General features: G+C 64.4%; 2 protein-coding genes. Both read right to left on the bottom strand.

The genetic code is table 11. The annotated features are described in order from the left end of the window. Positions 1-456 (bottom strand): IS66 family transposase zinc-finger binding domain-containing protein (locus AS93_RS19785; RefSeq protein ID WP_037010049.1); only part of this gene is annotated, 456 nt, incomplete at its 3' end. 19 nt (positions 457-475) lie between these two features. Continuing rightward, positions 476-832: an IS66 family insertion sequence element accessory protein TnpB gene (gene tnpB / locus AS93_RS0117995; protein WP_155943651.1), complete on the bottom strand. Its 357-nt coding sequence runs from the start codon at positions 830-832 to the stop codon at positions 476-478. Between the last annotated feature and the right edge of the window lie 16 nt (positions 833-848).

Here is an 848-nt window from a genome sequence, read left to right as displayed (position 1 = left end):
GCAGGCGTAGGTCTTGCGGATGTGGCGGATCACCCGCACCTGCATCGGGATGATCTCCAGCTGTTCGCTGGTCTCCTCGCCGATGACCTGCTTGCAGGCGCCGCAGGCACAGGTCCGCTCGTGTTCGGGCAGCTCGTGGACGATCTCCACGCGCGGCAGGCTGGCCGGCAGCGGCTTGCGCTTGCCACGCGGCTTGACGGGGGCGACGACGTCTTCGGCTTGCTCCTCGCTTTCATCGACCGCCGCCGGCTGTTCGATCAGCTCTTCGGCCTCGTTGAACATGGCCAGCTGCGGCGAGTCGGCATCCTCGGGGCTGCGCTCGGATTTTGGCGAGAACAGCTTGTGGCGCAGCAGGGCCACTTGCTCCTGAAGTTGCGCCACCTTTCCCTGCGCCAACAGCAGCATCTGCTTGAGCAGAACCGGGTCGTCGGGGAGGGTTTCGGGCGCGGGAATCATGGCGCCGGATTATACCGGCTCAGGCAACGAAACGCGGCGTCAGGATGCGGTGCGGGCGGTTGCGCCACAGGTCAATGCCGTCGAGCAGCCAGTTCAGTTCATCGACCGTCAGCTCGATGGCCGCGTCCCCGGCATCGGGCTGGGTCTTGAAACGCTCGGCCTCCAGCCGCTTGAGCCACAGGCAGAAGCCGTTGCGCTCCCAGTAGAGGATCTTCACCTGATTGCGCGTGCGGTTGAGGAACACGAACAACACCGGGTTGAACACCTCCACTTTTATATCCAGCGCGACCAGGGCGGCCAGGCCGTTGATGGATTTGCGGAAGTCGACGGGCTTGGGATAGAGGTAGACCTTCTGGACCTTGGCGTCGGGACGCATCATGGATGGCGGGCTC

Source organism: Pseudomonas sp. RL, assembly GCF_000647775.1.
Classification (GTDB): domain Bacteria; phylum Pseudomonadota; class Gammaproteobacteria; order Pseudomonadales; family Pseudomonadaceae; genus Serpens; species Serpens flexibilis.
This window is presented reverse-complemented; position numbering and strand designations above follow the sequence as displayed.